Genomic DNA, 15,312 nt, shown 5'->3' on the forward strand with positions numbered 1-15,312 from the left:
GCTCGCCGGCGGAGGCCCCGGCCGCGGAGTGTGGCGCGGTCGATGCATGCCGGTTGAATTCCACTTTAGACGGTTTCGCGCGGGACACAAAAATTTCGGTGTGCGTCGTTCCGACGCGCATTTCGTCTGATCTGCGCGGCATCCGGCACCGTTTCAGCAACGGACGTCAGTGCGGATCGGTCGGCCAGATGTTGAGCGCGATCGCGGCGGTCGTGACGCCCACCGCAATCGCGGCCGCCCCGTATCTCACCGCATCGGTCAGATCGAACAGCAATCCGTGGATCGCCACGGCAATGCCGCCCAGCATGATGAAAGTGGCGATGGCCGCCAGCACGACTCTCAGTTCCGCCCGAACCATGATGCGTCTCCCGAACGGATGCATGTCGCGTCGCATGCATGTTGCACTGCGGAACACGGCGCGTGCGTGTTCCATTTCCATCATTGCAGGCGGGCGCTTAAAAGCAAGGGGATTTTGTTCGCGGTCGCGCATCGCACGTGGCGCTTGTATGATGATGCGTACCCGGACGGTCGGCCGTCGCGCCGAATGGTGCACCGCGAGCGGAGCCGCACTCCGCCGCCGATTCCGATTCGGTCGGCCCCGGCGGCCCCGGGAACAGGAGACACATCATGCCGCAACCCTTCGTGCTGCCCGCCACCGCGGGGCGTACCGACCTGCTCGCGCAGGCGCATGCGCGTTCGACCGCGGTCGGCCTGCGCGCGCACGAACGCCCCGATTTCTCGCCGCTGTCGCGCGTCGCGCTGCGCGAACTGCTCGACACGAACCACACGCTGTTCTCGCACGCCCGCCCGGTGATGGAGGACCTCCACGCGCAGATCGCCGAGACGCAAAGCCTCGTGCTGCTGACCGATGCCGACGGCGTGATCCTGCACAGCATCGGCGACGCGGACTTCATCGAGAAAGCGAACCGCGTCGCGTTGTGCAACGGCGTGTCGTGGGCCGAAGGCGCGCGCGGCACCAACGCGATCGGCACCGCGCTCGCGTCGGGCCAGGCCGTGGTCGTGCACGGCTCCGAACATTTCCTGCGCGCGAACCACATCCTCACCTGCGCATGCGCGCCGATCGTCGATCCGTTCGGCCGCACGCTCGGCACGCTCGACGTGAGCGGCGACCCGCGCGGCTCCAGCCCGCATACGCTCGCGCTGGTGCGAATGTCCGCGCAACTGATCGAGAACCACCTGTTCGCGAACCAGTGCGGCGAAGCGCTGCGGCTGCGCTTTCACGCGCACGAGGATTGCGTCGATTCGCTGTTCGCCGGGCTCGTCGCCTTCGGCCCCGACGGCGGGCTGATCGCCGCGAACCGCAGCGCCCAGTTCCAGCTCGGCGCGTCGTTCGACGCACTGCAGCATCAGGCGAGCGACGCGTTGTTCGGCATGCGCTTCGCCCAGCTCGCGCAGCAGGCCGCGCGCGCGCCGAGCGCCACGTTCCGCCTCACGCTGTCGACCGGCGTGCGCGTGCTCGCCCGCTGCGAATTCCCGGAAGCGCAAAAAACGACCGTCGCCGTCACGCCGCCGGCGCCGGCCGCGCGCGCGCGAGCACCGGACCCGGACGCGATCACGTTCGCGACGCTCGACACCGGCGACGCGCGCATGGCCGCCGTACTCGAACGCGTCGCGAAGATCCGCGGGCGCGACCTGCCGCTGCTGATCCTCGGCCAGACGGGCACCGGCAAGGAATGGCTCGCCCGCGCGCTGCACCAGGCGTCGCCGCGCGCGGACGGCCCGTTCGTCGCGGTCAATTGCGCGGCGCTGCCCGATTCGCTGATCGAGGCCGAGCTGTTCGGCTACGAAGACGGCGCGTTCACGGGCGCACGCAAGCGCGGCAGCCCCGGCAAGATCGCGCAGGCCGACGGCGGCACGCTGTTTCTCGATGAAATCGGCGACATGCCGCTCGCGCAGCAGGTGCGGCTGATGCGCGTGCTGCAGGAGCGCGCGGTGATGCCGCTCGGCGGCGCACGCGCGGTGCCGGTCGACGTGCGGGTGGTCTGCGCGACTCACCGCGACCTGCGCGCGATGATCGCGGAAGGCACGTTCCGCGAGGATCTGTTCTACCGGATCAACGGGCTCGCGGTCACGCTGCCGGCGCTTGCCGCCCGCACCGACCTCCCGGCGCTCGTCGAGCGCATCCTCGCGCGGCTCGCGCGCAGCGAGCCGATGCCGCGCCGTCTCGCGGCCGACGTGCTCGATGCATTCGCGCGCCACCGCTGGCCCGGCAACCTGCGGCAGATGACCAACGTGCTGCGCACGGCCGGCATGCTCGCCGAAGACGAAGCCGAAATCACGCTCGCGCATTTGCCCGACGATTTCTGGCTCGACTGCGACGATGCGCCGGCTGGGCCAGCGGCGGCCACCCCGGCCGCATCGGCCCCGTCGGCCGGCAAGCACGAAGGCACGACGCTGCAAAGCCACCAGGCCGCGATGATCGACGCGGTGCTCGCGCGGCACGGCGGCAACGTGTCGGCGGCCGCGCGCGAACTCGGCCTCGCCCGCAATACCGTGTACCGGTATCTGCGGCGGCACTGATGCACACGGCCGGCGGCCGTCGGCCGCCGGCGCGTTCGGGTATGCTTGGCGCGTTGCCGCCGAACCGCCGCCCGCTTCAGTCATGACCGATCCAGAACACCCGCCCGTCGTGCGCATCGAGCCGCTCGGCGCCACCTTCGACGCGCCCGATGCGCTGACCGTGCTCGAAGCCGCCGCATTCGCGCGCGTATCGCTGCCGCGCTCGTGCCGCAACGGCACGTGCCGAAGCTGCCTTTGCCGGATCGTCAGCGGCAGCGTACGCTACACGATCGAATGGCCGGGGCTCTCCCGCGAGGAAAAGGCCGACGGCTATACGCTGCCGTGCGTGGCCGTCGCGACGTCGGACCTCGTGCTCGACGTGCCCGACGCGGTCATGCTCGACTAGACGCGGCGCGCGACCGCGCGCGTCGTCCTGCAACGCTCGATCCTGCATGGAGAACGTGATGGTCCAGCCAACCGATCGCATCGAAAAACAGACGCTGCTCGCCGCATCGCCCGACCGCGTCTGGGCAGCCGTGAGCAATTCCGGCGAATTCGGCCAGTGGTTCGGCGTGTCGTTCGACGGCCCGTTCGAGGCCGGCCAGTCGCTGTTCGGCCGCATCACCCCCACCCGCGTCGACGACGACGTCGCCAAGGCGCAGGAGCCCTATGCGGGCACTGTGTTCGAAATCGTCGTCGATCGTATCGAACCCAAGCAACTGTTCTCGTTTCGCTGGCATCCGTTCGCGATCGATCCGAATGTCGATTACGCGCCCGAGCCGATGACGCTCGTCACGTTCACGCTCGCGGCGCAGGCGGGCGGCACGCTGCTCACCGTCACCGAAACGGGCTTCGACCAGTTGATCGAAGCGCGTCGCGCGACCGCGCGCGACATGAACGACCAGGGCTGGGCCGCGCAGATGACGCTGATCGCAAAGTATCTGGCGCTGCACGCGTAGCGCGCCGCTACGCCGCACGTCCGCGCCGACCGGCGCATCGACGTGCATGGCATAATCGGCGGCATCGTCGTCCACCCGCCGCCGCGCATCGCATGCTGAGTCGTCGTCTCCGGAAGATCGGCAGTCTGATCGGGATGCTCGCCATCCTGATGACGGCGCTCGCGCCGACGATCTCGCAGGCGCTGACCACGCAAGGGCGCGTCGACGCGCTGCTGGCCGGCTACTGTTCGTCCGCGCCGGCCGCCGGCACGCCGTCCGCCGATGCGGCGACGAAAAGCCTGCAGGCCCATCTCCAGGCATGCGGCTACTGCAGCCTGCTTGCCCATACCCCCGCGCTGCCCGCGCCCGAACTGACGTTCGCGGCTCACGTGCACGCAATCGAGCATCGCGCGGCCACCCGCTTCGAAAGCCTGCGCCGCGCGCTGCCGCTCACGTCCGCGCAACCGCGCGCCCCTCCGTTCACGTCCTGATCCGTCGTCATTGCGCGTGATGCCGTCGTGCATCGCGCCGTCCGCGCACGCCGCCGGCGTGCGCGACGTGTCACGTTTCGAAGGACGATCATGTCTCATCCTGCTGCGCACGGCGTCGTGCCGGGCATGTGGTTGGCCGCCGCCGGTTCGGATTGCCGCGCCCGCATTCGCCCGCATGCGAATGCCTGGCCGCGCAGGTCCGCGCCGACCGGCGTCGGCATCGATGCCGCTCCGCGCAGCCGTCCGTCGAATCCGTTTTTTCATCCGATTCGTCATTCGCTCATCCAGCCATGAAAACCACCCTTTTCGTTCGCGGCGCACTCGCCGCACTCGGCTTCGTCGTCATCCAGGCCGCCCACGCGCATGCGCTCCCGAAAACGCAGGACCCGGCTCCCGACGCCACGCTGTCCACCGCGCCGCACGCGGTGACGATCGATTTCGGCGAGGCGCTCGAGCCGGCGTTCAGCTCGATCGCCGTGACCGACAGCCAAGGGCAATCGGTCGTCGACGGGAAATCGGCCGTCGACGCCGGCAACCGGAAGCGAATGCACGTCCCACTCGCGAACCTGAAGCCCGGCACCTACACGGTCGCGTGGATCGCGGTGGCCAGCGACGGCCATCGCACGCACGGCCGCTACACGTTCACGCTGAAGTAACGCATGGCACGCACGCGGTGCGCATCGGCGCTTCGTGCCGAGCGCATTCGCATCGATGCCCGCGGCATCGCACCCAATAAGGAGAACACATGATGAAACGCCCGATTCCGACCGGCCTGCTCATGGCACTGACGCTGCACGCCACCGCCACGTTCGCCGCGCCGGCCATCCAGGCCGATGCGTGCTGGATCCGCACGATGCCGGCGACGGTGCCGTCGTCCGGCTACTTCACGCTGAAGAACCACGGCGACGCGCCCGCGACGCTGACCGGTATCGACACGCCCGCCTACGGGATGGCGATGGTGCATGAAACGCAGACGAGCGGCAGCACCGCGAAGATGGTGCACGTCGATTCGGTCGTCGTGCCGGCGCACGGCGCGGTGACGTTCAAGCCGAAAAGCTATCACGTGATGCTGGAGGAGCCGCGCCAGGCCGTCGCGCCCGGCGCGAAGGTGCCGTTCCGGCTGCACTTCGCGGACGGCTCGACCGTGTCCGTGACCTGCGACGCGAAGGCGCCGACCTACGCCGGCCAGTAACGCCGCCCGCCTCACGACCGAAGGAGACGCACATGAAAGACCGCCTGCCGCTGGCCGACCTGATCGTTCGCTACCGGACGCCGCTGAATGTCGCGGTACTGATCGTCTGCGGGTTGTGGGCCGCATGGATCGCGTGGATGACGCGGCCTGCCGCCATCGATACACCGCCATCGATACACCGCCGTCGATTCCCGCGTACTGCATGCGCGACGCGCGCTGACACGCCGGACGGCACGGTTCCGGCGGCGGCCCGCACCATTATTGGCGTGGCATCATCGCGTCATCCCGACCGCCGGAACCGCCTCTCGGAGCGCCGCATGTCCATTCAGACCTGGATGCTGTTTGCCGCCGCCTATCTCGCGACGACGCTGTCGCCGGGGCCCAACGTGCTGCTCGTGATCCGCAACACGGTGCGCTACGGCGCGCACGGCACCGCGGCGACGATCGCCGGCAACCTCGTCGCGCAGGGTGTGGTCGTGCTGCTGGTCGCGCTCGGCGTCGGCGCGGTGCTGGCCGCGATGCCGCCGCTGTTCGTCGCGATGAAGGTGATCGGCGCCGCGTACCTGATGGTCCTGGGTGTCCGGCAGTTGCGCGGCGACCGCAAGGCCGCCGCATCGAGCGGCCCAACGGAGATCGCCGTGCCCGATCGCCGCAAGCTGTTCCGCGAAGCGCTGTTCGTATCGGGCAGCAATCCGAAGACGATGATCTTCCTGTCCGCGTTCATGCCGCAGTTCGTCGTGCACGACCGGCCGCTCGCGCTGCAGTTCGTCGTGATGTACGCGACGATCGCGTGCACGGTCGTGGTCGTTCACAGCGTCTATTCGGCCGGCGTGCGCCGCCTGCATCGCGGCTTCGGCATGAGCCGCGCGGTGCGCGCGCTCAAGCGTGCGAGCGGGCTGCTGTTCGTCGGGCTCGGCATCAAGCTGCTGAGTGCACGGCAGGCATGAGTCGGCCCCATCCGGTCAGCGCATGCGCTCGGCCAGCGCGGCCGTGATCTCGTCGAACGACGGCCGCGCATCGACGTCCTCGTTCACGCAGGCCGCCGCCAGCGCATCGAGCACGTCGGCGTGCGATCCACAACGCTCGAGCAATTCGCCGAGCAGATAGCCGAACGCGCGCACTTCGAGCCGCTCGAACCGGGCGCCCCATATACGCGCGTTCGGGTCGTACAGCGACGCCGCGCCGAAATCCCCGAGCAACGCGCCGCCTGCACCGTCGTGCAGGATGTTGTGCGCATACAGGTCGCCATGCATGATGCCACGCGCGTGCAGATGACCGGCGACCGACGCGATGCCGTGCGCGATTCGCACCGCTTGCGCCGGATCGAACCTCGCATCGGCGGCGTAGACGTCGCGCGTGCAGGACGCGAAGCTCGGCGGCCCGGCGAGGTTCGTCAGCACCGGATCGACCAACGCCATCACCAGGCCGTGCGTGCCGTCCGGATGCCCGCGCAGCTTGCCGATCACCGGGATCAGGTTCGGATGACCGCCGGCATGCAGGCACGCGGCCATTTCGCAATCGGGCAGGCCGTCGCTCGTCACCGCGCCCTTGAACAGCTTGACCGCGACCGTGCGCGGCGGATGGCCGTCCGCGCGCCACTGCGCACGGTAAATGACGCCCGACGCGCCCTCGCCCAGCTTCTGTTCGCATGACAGCGCCGCCCAGTCGATCTCCGCGACGTCCGGTTCCGCGGACGCCGCGGCCTCCGGCACCGCGCCGAGCGGATTGCCGGCAACGGCGAGCCATGCGAGACGCGGCAGGCGCAGCAGCCAGTCGGGCAACGCCTCCAGCCGGTTCGCGGACAGGCGCACCAGTTCCAGCGCGCGGCACGCGGCCAGTTCCGCGGGCAGCGCGCGCAGCTGGTTGCCGGCGAGCATCAGCTTCTGCAACCGCGCACAGTCGCCGATGTCGGCCGGCAGTTCGTCGATCGCGTTGTCGGTCAGGATCAGCCAGCGCAGCGCACGCGGCAGCGCGCCATGCGGCACGGTGCGGATCCGGTTCGCCTTGAAGCCGATCATGTCGAGCTGCTCGCACGCGCCGAGCACGCCAGGGAAAGCGGTGAAGCGGTTGCCCGACGCGAACAGGATGCGCAGGCGATGCAGCCGCGGCAGATCATCCGGCAGCGCGGACAGCGCATTACCGGTCAGGTCGAGCACTTCGAGCGTGTCGGCCAGATCGAAGATCTCGCGCGGAAATTCGGTCAGCCCGCACGCGAGCTTGAGTTGCCGCGCGCCCGCCAGTTGGCCGGCCTGCAGGTGTTCGAGGGTGTGGGTCACGGGAAGAAAACGGGTGGCGGTTGCGTTGATCGTCGGGTCGATCGGACGAATTCTACCGGGATCGATCGGGTGCCCGTGCACGACCTTGTCACACCCCCTTCACAAACGCGCGATGTGACGTTAGAATTGCGCCCCTTGCAGTGCCGACGTGGTGAAATTGGTAGACACGCTATCTTGAGGGGGTAGTGGCGAAAGCTGTGCGAGTTCGAGTCTCGCCGTCGGCACCAGATGCGTTTTCCCCGCATTCCAGCATTCTCTGAAACCCGCGACAGCACCTGGCTTCGCGGGTTTTTTGTTTTCCGCTACGCCAACAACAAAAAATTCCGCACGACCGCGGACGGCTCGTCGCAGCGCGACGCAATCGCCAGCCTGGCGCGGAACCGGTTACCCGCGAACGGCCGGTACACGACCCCGGGAACCTGCACCTGCGTAATCGCCTTCGGCACAACCGACACGCCGAGCCCGGCCGCCACCAGCGTCACCGCGGACGCGATCTGCGGCGCCGGTTGCGCCATGCGCGGCTCGAACCCGGCGGCCCGGCACGCGGCGACGATGTCGTCGAACAGCGCGCCGCCGGCCGCGCGCGGCACCTGCACGAACGACTCGTCGGCCAGTTCCGCCAGCTCGATGCGCCGCCGCTGCGCGAGCCGGTGCGCGACGGGCAGCGCGACGAACATCGGCTCCTCGTCCCAGTCCGACACCCGCAGCGTCGCGGCGACGCGACGCTCGGGCCGCACGATCGCGACATCGACGCGCCCGGCCTCGAGCGCCTCCAGCAAAACCCCCGACGTCGCTTCCTGCAACGTCAGCTCGGCCTCCGGAAACGCCTCCCGAAAGCGGCGAATCAGATCCGACACCTTCGGATTGAACGCGGCCGTGCCGGTGAAGCCGACCCGCAAATGGCCGGTTTCGCCGCGCGCGGCGCGCCTGGCCGCCCGGGCCGCGCGCTCGGCGTCGTCGAGCACGCGTCGCGCCTCCTCCGCGAACACCTCGCCCGCCAGCGTCAGCTCGGCGCCGCGCGCGGTCCGCTTGAACAGCTCCACGCCGAGCTCGTTCTCGAGCGCCTTGATCTGCTGGCTCAACGGCGGCTGGCCGATGCCGAGCGTTTCGGCGGCCTTCGTGAAATTCGACGCGGCCGCGACGGCCAGAAAGTAGCGGAGATGCCGGAGTTCCATGCGTGACGTGACCTCGCGGTGAGTCGGATTAATCCGTCAGCCAGTGTTAAAAGATATGGCTGCGGTTCATTTCATATATTGGACATATACATGACCGTGCGCAAGAATTCGTGTATTCCGTCGCACAACGAGTGCCTTCATGTCCTCCGCTTCGATTTCCCGTTCCCTGCCCGGCACGCAGAACACCGCACCCGATGCGCTGCCGGCCGGTGTGTCCCCGCGCTCGGCCGCGTACAAGCGCATCGCGTTCGCGCTGTTCCTCGCCGGCTTTTCCACTTTCTCGCTGCTGTACTGCGTGCAGCCGCTGCTGCCCGCGTTCGCCCGCGAGTTCAACGTCGGCGCGGCGTCGAGTTCGCTCTCGCTGTCGCTGTCGACCGGGATGCTCGCGGTGTCGATCCTGTGCGCCGGCGCGCTGTCCGAACGCGTCGGGCGGCGCGGGCTGATGTTCGCGTCGATGACGCTGGCCGCGCTGTTCAACCTGCTCGCCGCGTGGTCGCCGAACTGGCACCTGCTGCTGGTCTGGCGTGCGCTCGAAGGCTTCGCGCTGGGCGGCGTGCCGGCGGTGGCGATGGCGTATCTCGCGGAAGAAATCGCGGCGGACGGCCTCGGCTTCTCGATGGGGCTCTATGTCGGCGGGACCGCGTTCGGCGGCATGATCGGACGGATCGGGATGAGCGCGCTCGAAGAGCACTTCTCGTGGCGAACCGCGATGCTGTCGATCGGCGTCGTCGACCTGCTCGCGGCGATCGCGTTCGTGATGCTGCTGCCGCCGTCGCGACGCTTCGTGAAGCGCACCGACCTGACGCTGCGTCACCACCTGCGGCTGTGGCACGCGCAATTGCAGCACGCGCGCCTGCCGTTCGTATTCGCGATCGGCTTCCTCGTGATGGGCGCGTTCGTGACGATCTACAACTACGCCGGTTTCCGGCTCATGGCCGCGCCGTTCAACCTGAGCCCGACCGCGTGCGGGCTGATCTTCGGCGCGTACCTGTTCGGGATGGTGTCGTCGTCGAGCGCCGGCGCGCTCGCCGATCGTCTCGGGCGGGCGCCGGTCCTCGTCAGCGGCATCGTCGTGTTCGCGGCGGGCCTCGCGCTGACGCTGTCGCACTCGCTCGCCGCGATCGTCGTCGGCATCGTGCTCGTGACGATCGGCTTCTTCGTCGCCCATTCGGTCGCGAGCGGCTGGGTCGGCGCGCTCGCGGGCGCCGCGAAGGGGCATGCGGCTTCGCTGTATCTGCTCGCCTACTACGTCGGGTCGAGCATGCTCGGCTCGGTCGGCGGCGCGTTCTGGCAACGCGGCGCGTGGACGAGCGTCGCCGCGTACGTCGCGGTGCTGCTCGTCATCGCATTGCTGGCGGCGCGGCAGTTGAGCCGCGCTTGAGCCGCGCTCAGCCACGCGTGACCCGACGCGGCGCGGCGCGATGCGCACCCTGCATCGCGCGCCGGCCGCGCAGCCGTCACGACACCAGCGCATCGTCCCCCTTCACCGCATACGCCGCCTCGCGCCGCCGCAGCTTCATCGCGATCAGCGCCGCCAGCACCGCGAGCGCGACGCCGGTGAGAAACCCGCCCGTGTAACCGACCTTCGCGGTCAGCGACAGGATCGTCGACGACGCGATCAGCTCGCCGAGATCGCGCGTGCTCTGCACGGCCGTCACGTCGGTGCCGGCCTGATCGCTGCCGCCGGCGAAACGCATGCCGGCCGTCATGATCGACACGGACGTGATGCCGGTCGCCAACGAGCCGAGCACCGTGCACAGCCACGCCCACGACGGCGACACCGGCAGCCACCCGTTCGCCTGCGCGAACCACAGCAGCGCGGCCGCGCCCGCGCAACTCACGCCGGCCGTAAACGCGCGCCACAGCCCGAGCGCCCTCACGAGCCACGCGCCGCCGCCGCAACCGAGCACGACCGTCACGACGCCGCCCGCCATCCCGAGTTTGCCGATCGCGTCGAGCGACCAGCCCGCGTCGTTGAGGAACAGCTTCGACAGGCCGAAGCCCGATACGGCGGTCATCGCCGACAGCAATGCGAGCGACAGCAGCGACCACGAACGCGGCCGCTTCGCGAAGCGCACGAGGCTCGCATCGTGTTCGGGCCGGACGCGCGCGCGATCCGCGTCGCGCGGCAGCACCCACAGCACGCAGACGAGGCTCGCGAGCGGGACGGCGGCCAGCGCGAGAAACGCGGTAGGCTGGCCGAACAGGCCGATCAGCGTCAACGTGCCGGCGCCGCCGCCGAAGAAGCCGATCATCACGCCCGCGATCTGGATCGCGTTGATCTTCGCGAGTGTGTCGCCGCTGAAATGCTCGGCGGCCATCCCGTCGTTCGCGATGTCCTGCGTCGCGCTCGCGAGCGACGCGACGGCCAGCAGCCCGACCGCCCAGCCGGCCGTCGCGACCGTCATCCCGATCTGCGCAAGGCTGGCCAGGCACAGCACGACGATCGTCTGCATCGGCAGCATCCAGCTGCGCCGCCGGCCGATGCGCGGCGACCAGCAGTTGTCGACGACGGGCGCCCACAGGAATTTCACGACCCACGGCAGCCCGACGAGCGGCAGGAACGCGAGCGCGTGAAGCGGCGCGCCGTCGTGGCGCAGCAGCGTCGGCATCGCGTCCATCGCGATGCCGATCGGGATTCCCTGTGACAGGTAAAGCAGCGTGATCGTGATGACCAGGCGGCGATGTTCGAGCAGGTCGCGCATCGAAGTCTCCAGTTGCATGAGGTTAAAAAGGTTCGGCGCCGGCCGGCACGCGCGCAGGCTGCATCGCGTCGCGCCGCGGACGGCGCGCCGCACGCAGCAGCAATGCGCCGAAGGCGACGAGCGCCACGTCGATCGGCCAGTACACGGGCTGGCCCGCGCCCCGCAGCGCGAGCGCGCAATGGGTCGCGCCGGCCAGCCCGTACGCGATGCCGGCCGCACGCATCAGCACGCGCAGCCATGCCGCGCGATCGGCGACACAGGCCGCGAGCGCGATCGCGCCGACCCACACGGCCCAGAACAGCATCGCGAGCGCATGGTCGACGTGCACGCCGTCCGGCAGCGCACGGCCGGCGAACAGCAGGGCGCCGCCCGCGAGCACGAGCCCGCCGCACACGCCGACCGCGGCGGCGGCCAGCACGTCCGCCGAACGCTCGCGCTGCGCACGCCGCCGCTCGATCCACAGGTGCAACCCCGTCGCGCACAACGCGCACGCGGCGAGTCCCATCAGGAAATGCAGCACGCGCAGCCCATCACCGGCCGCCCCCACCCAGCCGTATTGCGCGAAATGCAGCGGCTGCACCGCGATGAACGCGCGCAGCCAGAAGCCGCGGCCGCGCGACGTCGCATCGGCGAGCCATTGCCCGTCCGTCGCACGGTACAGGTGGCGTTCGAACACGGCGGTGCTCGGCAGGCCCGCGGTCGTGCCGGCAATCTCGACGCGCGCATTCACATCGCCCCAGCGATGCAGCACGACGGCTTCGGGCCGGAAATCCGGCCTGCGCACCGCGTCGCGCCGCAGCAGCGCATCGAGACCGGGCGCATGTCGCCACGGGCCGCCGGCTTCCACGGGCGGCGGCCCGCCCAGCAGTTCGGCGAACGCACGCTGCGGCTGCCCCGGATACGCGACGCCCGCGAGCGACACCGTGCCGAGCGCGCCGAGCCCCGACAACGCGCCGGTGAACGCGAACAGCACGAGCCACGGCGTGCCCCACAGGCCGATCCATGCGTGCAGGTCGAACAGCGCGACGCGCAAGCCGTGGCCGCGCCGGATGCGCGCCGCATCGGGCCAGCGCTTGCGATGCACGACGATGCCCGCGACGATGAGCACGAGCAGCACGATGCCCCACAGGCTGACGAAGATGCGCCCGGGGAAGCCGGCGAACAGCGTCTTGTGCAGCGTGACGATCAAGGTCGCCCGCCCTGCGTCGGGCAGCGGCGCGCCGGTTGCCGGATCGAGCGCGAGCGTGCATGTCTGGCGCGCGTCGCAGAAACGGATGGCCGGATCGTCCGGCCGCGGCAGCACGATGCGCGCGTCGCGCAACGCCACCCCGAGCGACGCCGCGCGCGTGACGAGCGCATCGAGCGACAAGGTCGGCCGCGCGACGGCCACCGCCGGCGGCCGCCACCAGCCCTGCATCGAATCGAATGCGAGACTCCAGGCGCCGCTGAACAGCACGACGAACAGCACCACGCCGAACAGCGCACCGGCGCCGCGATGCAGCGCGCGCCAGCGCGAACGCGACGAAGCATCCATGTCAGCGCCCTCCCCAGAACATCGCGCACGGCACGAGCACCGCGAGCCACACACCCGCGCGCCACGCGGCCTGCCGCCAGCCGGGTGCGACGAGCACCCACAGCAGCGCGGCGACGCTCGCGGCGAGCGTCAGCAACACGGCCGCATAGAGCCGGTTCAGGCCGTCGTCGGGGTAATGACGGGCCAGCGTGAGCGCGAGCGCGACCGCACCCGGCAGCACGCCGCCGATCGCGATCGCCGCCCGCGCCCCCCAGCCGGACGCCATCAGAATTGCCCGCGCACGGTCAGCATCACGTTGCGCGGTTCCCCGTAACGGTTGTTCCAGCCCGGCTGGCTCAGGCTCAGGTAGTAGTGGCGGTCGAACAGGTTGTTGACGTTGAGCGCGGCGCTCCAGTGCTTGTCGTAGCGGTAGCCGAGCCGCACGCTCGCGAGCGCGTAGCCGCCCTGGCTCATCGTGACGCCGTTCGCCTGCGCCGAGTAGCTGCTCTGCACCTGCACGCCGCCGCCGATGCTCCAGCGCCGCTCCTGCCACGGCAGGTCGTAGTTGGTCCACAGCCGGAACAGGTGGCGCGGATTCAGCAGCGGCGCGAACGAACCCGCGTTCGCGAGGTTGTCCGCATAGCGCATCGTGTCGTACGTGTAGCTCGCCCACACGCTCCACCACGGCGTGATGCGGCCGTTCGCCTCGAACTCGAAACCCTGGCTGCGCACGCTGCCGCCGTTCACGTAGTAGCAGCTCGGCCCCGCGCACGGGTGCGCGAGGTCGACCTGCGGGTTGTTGTCGAGATCGATGCGGAACGCCGCGAGCGACACGTTGAGCTTGCCGCCCGCCAGTTCGCCCTTCACGCCCGTTTCGTAGGTGCGCCCCTTCACCGGCGTCAGGATGCCGCCGCCCCACATCGACTTGGTCTGCGGCTGGAACACCTCCGCATAGCTCGCGTACCACGACCAGTCGCGCGCGAAATCCCAGATCAGCCCGCCGTATGGCGTGAACTGGTGGCCGGTGTTGTAGTGCGCGCCGAGGCTGTCCTGGTTCCACCAGCTCATCCGGCCGCCGAGCACGAGCGTCAGCGGTTCCGCGAGCTTGATGCGGCCGAGCCCGTAGACGCCCTTCTGCGAAATGTCGTTCTGCTGCGATTGCTGGTACGGCCCGATGCCGGGCTCGGGCACGCTGCTCGGGTTCCAGCGATACACGTTCACCGGCGTGCCGGCCACGTCGCCGAGCAGCGGCGCCGTCATCTGCCCGCTGCTGCTGTTCGCGTAGGTGACGCCGAACAGCAGGTCGTGCGTGAGCCCGAACGCATGCACGGGGCCCTGCACGTTCGCATCCAGGCTGCGGCTGTAGCTGCTGAACTGGTACGCGGCGCCGGTCAGCCGGCCGCCGGCGCCCGTCGCCGGATCGATCGCGCCGAACGAACCCGCGTACTTCAGGTCCGAGCGCACGCTCTGGTATTCGCCGCTGACCTTTGCTTTCCAGCCGGCGCCGAGCTTCTGCTCGACCGACGCGAACGCACGCGTCGTGTCCCAGTTGAAGCGGCCCCACGCGGTGTCGAGGAACGTCGAGCGCGACAGGCCGAGGCTCGATCCGTCGCGCGCCATCGGCACGCCGGACATGTCGGGCACCGACGACGTGGTCTGGTACTGCGCGCCGAACGTGAGCAGCGTGTCGCGCGTCACGTCGACTTCCGTGACGCTGTAGATCGAACGCGTGTCCTGCTTCGCATGGTCGTAGAAGAAGTGGCGATCCTCGTACGCGGCGACGAGCCGGCTGCGCACGGTGCCGGCCGCATTGAGCGGGCCGCCGATGTCGGCTTCCGCGCGATAGCGGTCCCAGCTGCCGACGCTTGCGGTCGCATGCGCGGAAAACTGGTATTGCGGGCGCTTGCGCACGAGGTTGACGGTCGCGGCCGGATTACCGGAGCCGTGCAGCAGCCCGTTCGCGCCGCGCAGGATTTCCACGCGCTCGTACACCGAGATGTCCTGCGGCGCGCTCGCCATGTCGCCGATCACGACCGGCACGCCGTCGAATTCGAACGAATCGACCTTGAAGCCGCGCACGAAGTACGCGGTGGTGAGCAGCACGTAAGGCTGGACCGTCACGCCGGCCGACTGCTGCATCACCTCGTCGAGCGAGAACAGGTTCTGCTGGTCGATCCGCTCGCGCGTCGTCACGCTGACCGACTGCGGAATCTCGCGCAACGCGAGGGGCATCTTGCCGACCGTCGCCACCGACGGATCGTCGGCCACGCTGCGCGACGCATTCACCGCAATCGCCTTCAACTCGCCCCCGGCAGGCTGCGCGGCGGCCGTCTCTTCCTTGCGCACTTCCGCGCCGCCCGCCGGCGCCGCATCGGCGAACGCCGCCGCCGGATGCGCGGCGATCAGCAGGCCGAGGTACAGCGACGGACGCCAGCGCCCGAAACGGGCGACGCGCGCGCCCTGCATCATCGATCTCTCAGGTTCCCGTACCTCGTACCGCAT

15 protein-coding genes and 1 tRNA gene are annotated in these 15,312 nt (G+C 69.6%); 9 read left to right on the forward strand and 7 right to left on the reverse strand.

The window, feature by feature from the left end:
- Window positions 1-166 precede the first annotated feature (166 nt).
- Complete coding sequence (locus tag MMB92_RS35235; RefSeq protein ID WP_034178269.1) at window positions 167-358, reverse strand: DUF2964 family protein; 192 nt, start codon at window positions 356-358, stop codon at window positions 167-169.
- A 269-nt stretch (window positions 359-627) separates the two neighbouring features.
- Between MMB92_RS35235 and MMB92_RS03435 the strand changes: the two genes are divergently transcribed.
- From MMB92_RS03435 to MMB92_RS03465, 7 genes are all read left to right on the forward strand, one after another.
- On the forward strand, window positions 628-2,541 hold the full coding sequence (locus tag MMB92_RS03435) for a sigma-54-dependent Fis family transcriptional regulator (RefSeq protein WP_275524511.1): 1,914 nt from the start codon (window positions 628-630) through the stop codon (window positions 2,539-2,541).
- Between the two features lie 82 nt (window positions 2,542-2,623).
- Window positions 2,624-2,926: a 2Fe-2S iron-sulfur cluster-binding protein gene (locus MMB92_RS03440; protein ID WP_006486753.1), complete on the forward strand. Its 303-nt coding sequence runs from the start codon at window positions 2,624-2,626 to the stop codon at window positions 2,924-2,926.
- Window positions 2,927-2,984: 58 nt separating this feature from the next.
- Entirely contained in the window at window positions 2,985-3,479 is a 495-nt protein-coding gene (locus MMB92_RS03445; RefSeq protein WP_265225128.1) for an SRPBCC family protein, read from the forward strand.
- Window positions 3,480-3,571: 92 nt separating this feature from the next.
- Window positions 3,572-3,949 carry a DUF2946 domain-containing protein gene (locus tag MMB92_RS03450; RefSeq protein WP_012493505.1) on the forward strand — a complete coding sequence of 126 codons (378 nt, stop codon included), beginning with the start codon at window positions 3,572-3,574 and terminating at the stop codon, window positions 3,947-3,949.
- 290 nt (window positions 3,950-4,239) lie between these two features.
- Complete coding sequence (locus MMB92_RS03455) at window positions 4,240-4,605, forward strand: copper resistance protein CopC (protein ID WP_006486759.1); 366 nt, start codon at window positions 4,240-4,242, stop codon at window positions 4,603-4,605.
- A 92-nt stretch (window positions 4,606-4,697) separates the two neighbouring features.
- Window positions 4,698-5,141 carry a copper chaperone PCu(A)C gene (locus MMB92_RS03460; RefSeq protein WP_043206152.1) on the forward strand — a complete coding sequence of 148 codons (444 nt, stop codon included), beginning with the start codon at window positions 4,698-4,700 and terminating at the stop codon, window positions 5,139-5,141.
- A gap of 317 nt (window positions 5,142-5,458) precedes the next feature.
- Window positions 5,459-6,088 carry a LysE family translocator gene (locus tag MMB92_RS03465; protein WP_080331601.1) on the forward strand — a complete coding sequence of 210 codons (630 nt, stop codon included), beginning with the start codon at window positions 5,459-5,461 and terminating at the stop codon, window positions 6,086-6,088.
- A 15-nt stretch (window positions 6,089-6,103) separates the two neighbouring features.
- On the opposite strand, the gene MMB92_RS03470 is transcribed toward MMB92_RS03465, so the two are convergent.
- The gene (locus MMB92_RS03470; protein ID WP_277562521.1) at window positions 6,104-7,417 is read right to left on the reverse strand and encodes a leucine-rich repeat-containing protein kinase family protein; all 1,314 of its coding nucleotides are present in this window, start codon (window positions 7,415-7,417) and stop codon (window positions 6,104-6,106) included.
- A 142-nt stretch (window positions 7,418-7,559) separates the two neighbouring features.
- Here MMB92_RS03470 and MMB92_RS03475 point away from each other — a divergent pair.
- Window positions 7,560-7,644, forward strand: a tRNA-Leu gene (locus tag MMB92_RS03475).
- Between the two features lie 75 nt (window positions 7,645-7,719).
- Here the strand turns inward: MMB92_RS03475 and MMB92_RS03480 are convergent.
- Complete coding sequence (locus tag MMB92_RS03480) at window positions 7,720-8,592, reverse strand: LysR family transcriptional regulator (RefSeq protein ID WP_006486745.1); 873 nt, start codon at window positions 8,590-8,592, stop codon at window positions 7,720-7,722.
- A gap of 139 nt (window positions 8,593-8,731) precedes the next feature.
- On the opposite strand from MMB92_RS03480, the gene MMB92_RS03485 reads away from it, so the two are divergent.
- Window positions 8,732-9,973: an MFS transporter gene (locus tag MMB92_RS03485; RefSeq protein WP_258258258.1), complete on the forward strand. Its 1,242-nt coding sequence runs from the start codon at window positions 8,732-8,734 to the stop codon at window positions 9,971-9,973.
- 76 nt (window positions 9,974-10,049) lie between these two features.
- Here MMB92_RS03485 and MMB92_RS03490 read toward each other — a convergent pair whose 3' ends face one another.
- From MMB92_RS03490 to MMB92_RS03505, 4 genes are read right to left on the reverse strand one after another with little or no spacing between them, the layout of a single operon-like run.
- Window positions 10,050-11,297: a RhtX/FptX family siderophore transporter gene (locus MMB92_RS03490; RefSeq protein ID WP_200062208.1), complete on the reverse strand. Its 1,248-nt coding sequence runs from the start codon at window positions 11,295-11,297 to the stop codon at window positions 10,050-10,052.
- Between the two features lie 22 nt (window positions 11,298-11,319).
- Window positions 11,320-12,831, reverse strand: a complete 1,512-nt coding sequence (locus tag MMB92_RS03495; RefSeq protein ID WP_277562522.1) for a PepSY-associated TM helix domain-containing protein — start codon at window positions 12,829-12,831, stop codon at window positions 11,320-11,322.
- A 1-nt stretch (window position 12,832) separates the two neighbouring features.
- The gene (locus tag MMB92_RS03500) at window positions 12,833-13,096 is read right to left on the reverse strand and encodes a hypothetical protein (RefSeq protein ID WP_006486734.1); all 264 of its coding nucleotides are present in this window, start codon (window positions 13,094-13,096) and stop codon (window positions 12,833-12,835) included.
- Window positions 13,096-15,312: a TonB-dependent siderophore receptor gene (locus tag MMB92_RS03505; protein WP_277562523.1), complete on the reverse strand. Its 2,217-nt coding sequence runs from the start codon at window positions 15,310-15,312 to the stop codon at window positions 13,096-13,098. The genes MMB92_RS03500 and MMB92_RS03505 overlap by 1 nt, the downstream gene beginning before the upstream one ends.

The organism is Burkholderia sp. IO2 (assembly GCF_029522185.1).
Classification (GTDB): domain Bacteria; phylum Pseudomonadota; class Gammaproteobacteria; order Burkholderiales; family Burkholderiaceae; genus Burkholderia; species Burkholderia cenocepacia.

Excerpts from the sequence above, each read along its gene's own strand:
- MMB92_RS03465 (WP_080331601.1), top strand. The coding sequence starts at position 5,459 with ATGTCCATTCAGACCTGGATGCTGTTTGCCGCCGCCTATCTCGCGACG.
- MMB92_RS03480 (WP_006486745.1), bottom strand. The coding sequence starts at position 8,592 with ATGGAACTCCGGCATCTCCGCTACTTTCTGGCCGTCGCGGCCGCGTCG.
- MMB92_RS03445 (WP_265225128.1), top strand. The coding sequence starts at position 2,985 with ATGGTCCAGCCAACCGATCGCATCGAAAAACAGACGCTGCTCGCCGCA.
- MMB92_RS03460 (WP_043206152.1), top strand. The coding sequence starts at position 4,698 with ATGAAACGCCCGATTCCGACCGGCCTGCTCATGGCACTGACGCTGCAC.
- MMB92_RS03490 (WP_200062208.1), bottom strand. The coding sequence starts at position 11,297 with ATGCGCGACCTGCTCGAACATCGCCGCCTGGTCATCACGATCACGCTG.
- MMB92_RS03455 (WP_006486759.1), top strand. The coding sequence starts at position 4,240 with ATGAAAACCACCCTTTTCGTTCGCGGCGCACTCGCCGCACTCGGCTTC.
- MMB92_RS03435 (WP_275524511.1), top strand. The coding sequence starts at position 628 with ATGCCGCAACCCTTCGTGCTGCCCGCCACCGCGGGGCGTACCGACCTG.
- MMB92_RS03505 (WP_277562523.1), bottom strand. The coding sequence starts at position 15,312 with ATGCGGTACGAGGTACGGGAACCTGAGAGATCGATGATGCAGGGCGCG.
- MMB92_RS03485 (WP_258258258.1), top strand. The coding sequence starts at position 8,732 with ATGTCCTCCGCTTCGATTTCCCGTTCCCTGCCCGGCACGCAGAACACC.
- MMB92_RS03495 (WP_277562522.1), bottom strand. The coding sequence starts at position 12,831 with ATGGATGCTTCGTCGCGTTCGCGCTGGCGCGCGCTGCATCGCGGCGCC.
- MMB92_RS03450 (WP_012493505.1), top strand. The coding sequence starts at position 3,572 with ATGCTGAGTCGTCGTCTCCGGAAGATCGGCAGTCTGATCGGGATGCTC.
- MMB92_RS35235 (WP_034178269.1), bottom strand. The coding sequence starts at position 358 with ATGGTTCGGGCGGAACTGAGAGTCGTGCTGGCGGCCATCGCCACTTTC.
- MMB92_RS03500 (WP_006486734.1), bottom strand. The coding sequence starts at position 13,096 with ATGGCGTCCGGCTGGGGGGCGCGGGCGGCGATCGCGATCGGCGGCGTG.
- MMB92_RS03440 (WP_006486753.1), top strand. The coding sequence starts at position 2,624 with ATGACCGATCCAGAACACCCGCCCGTCGTGCGCATCGAGCCGCTCGGC.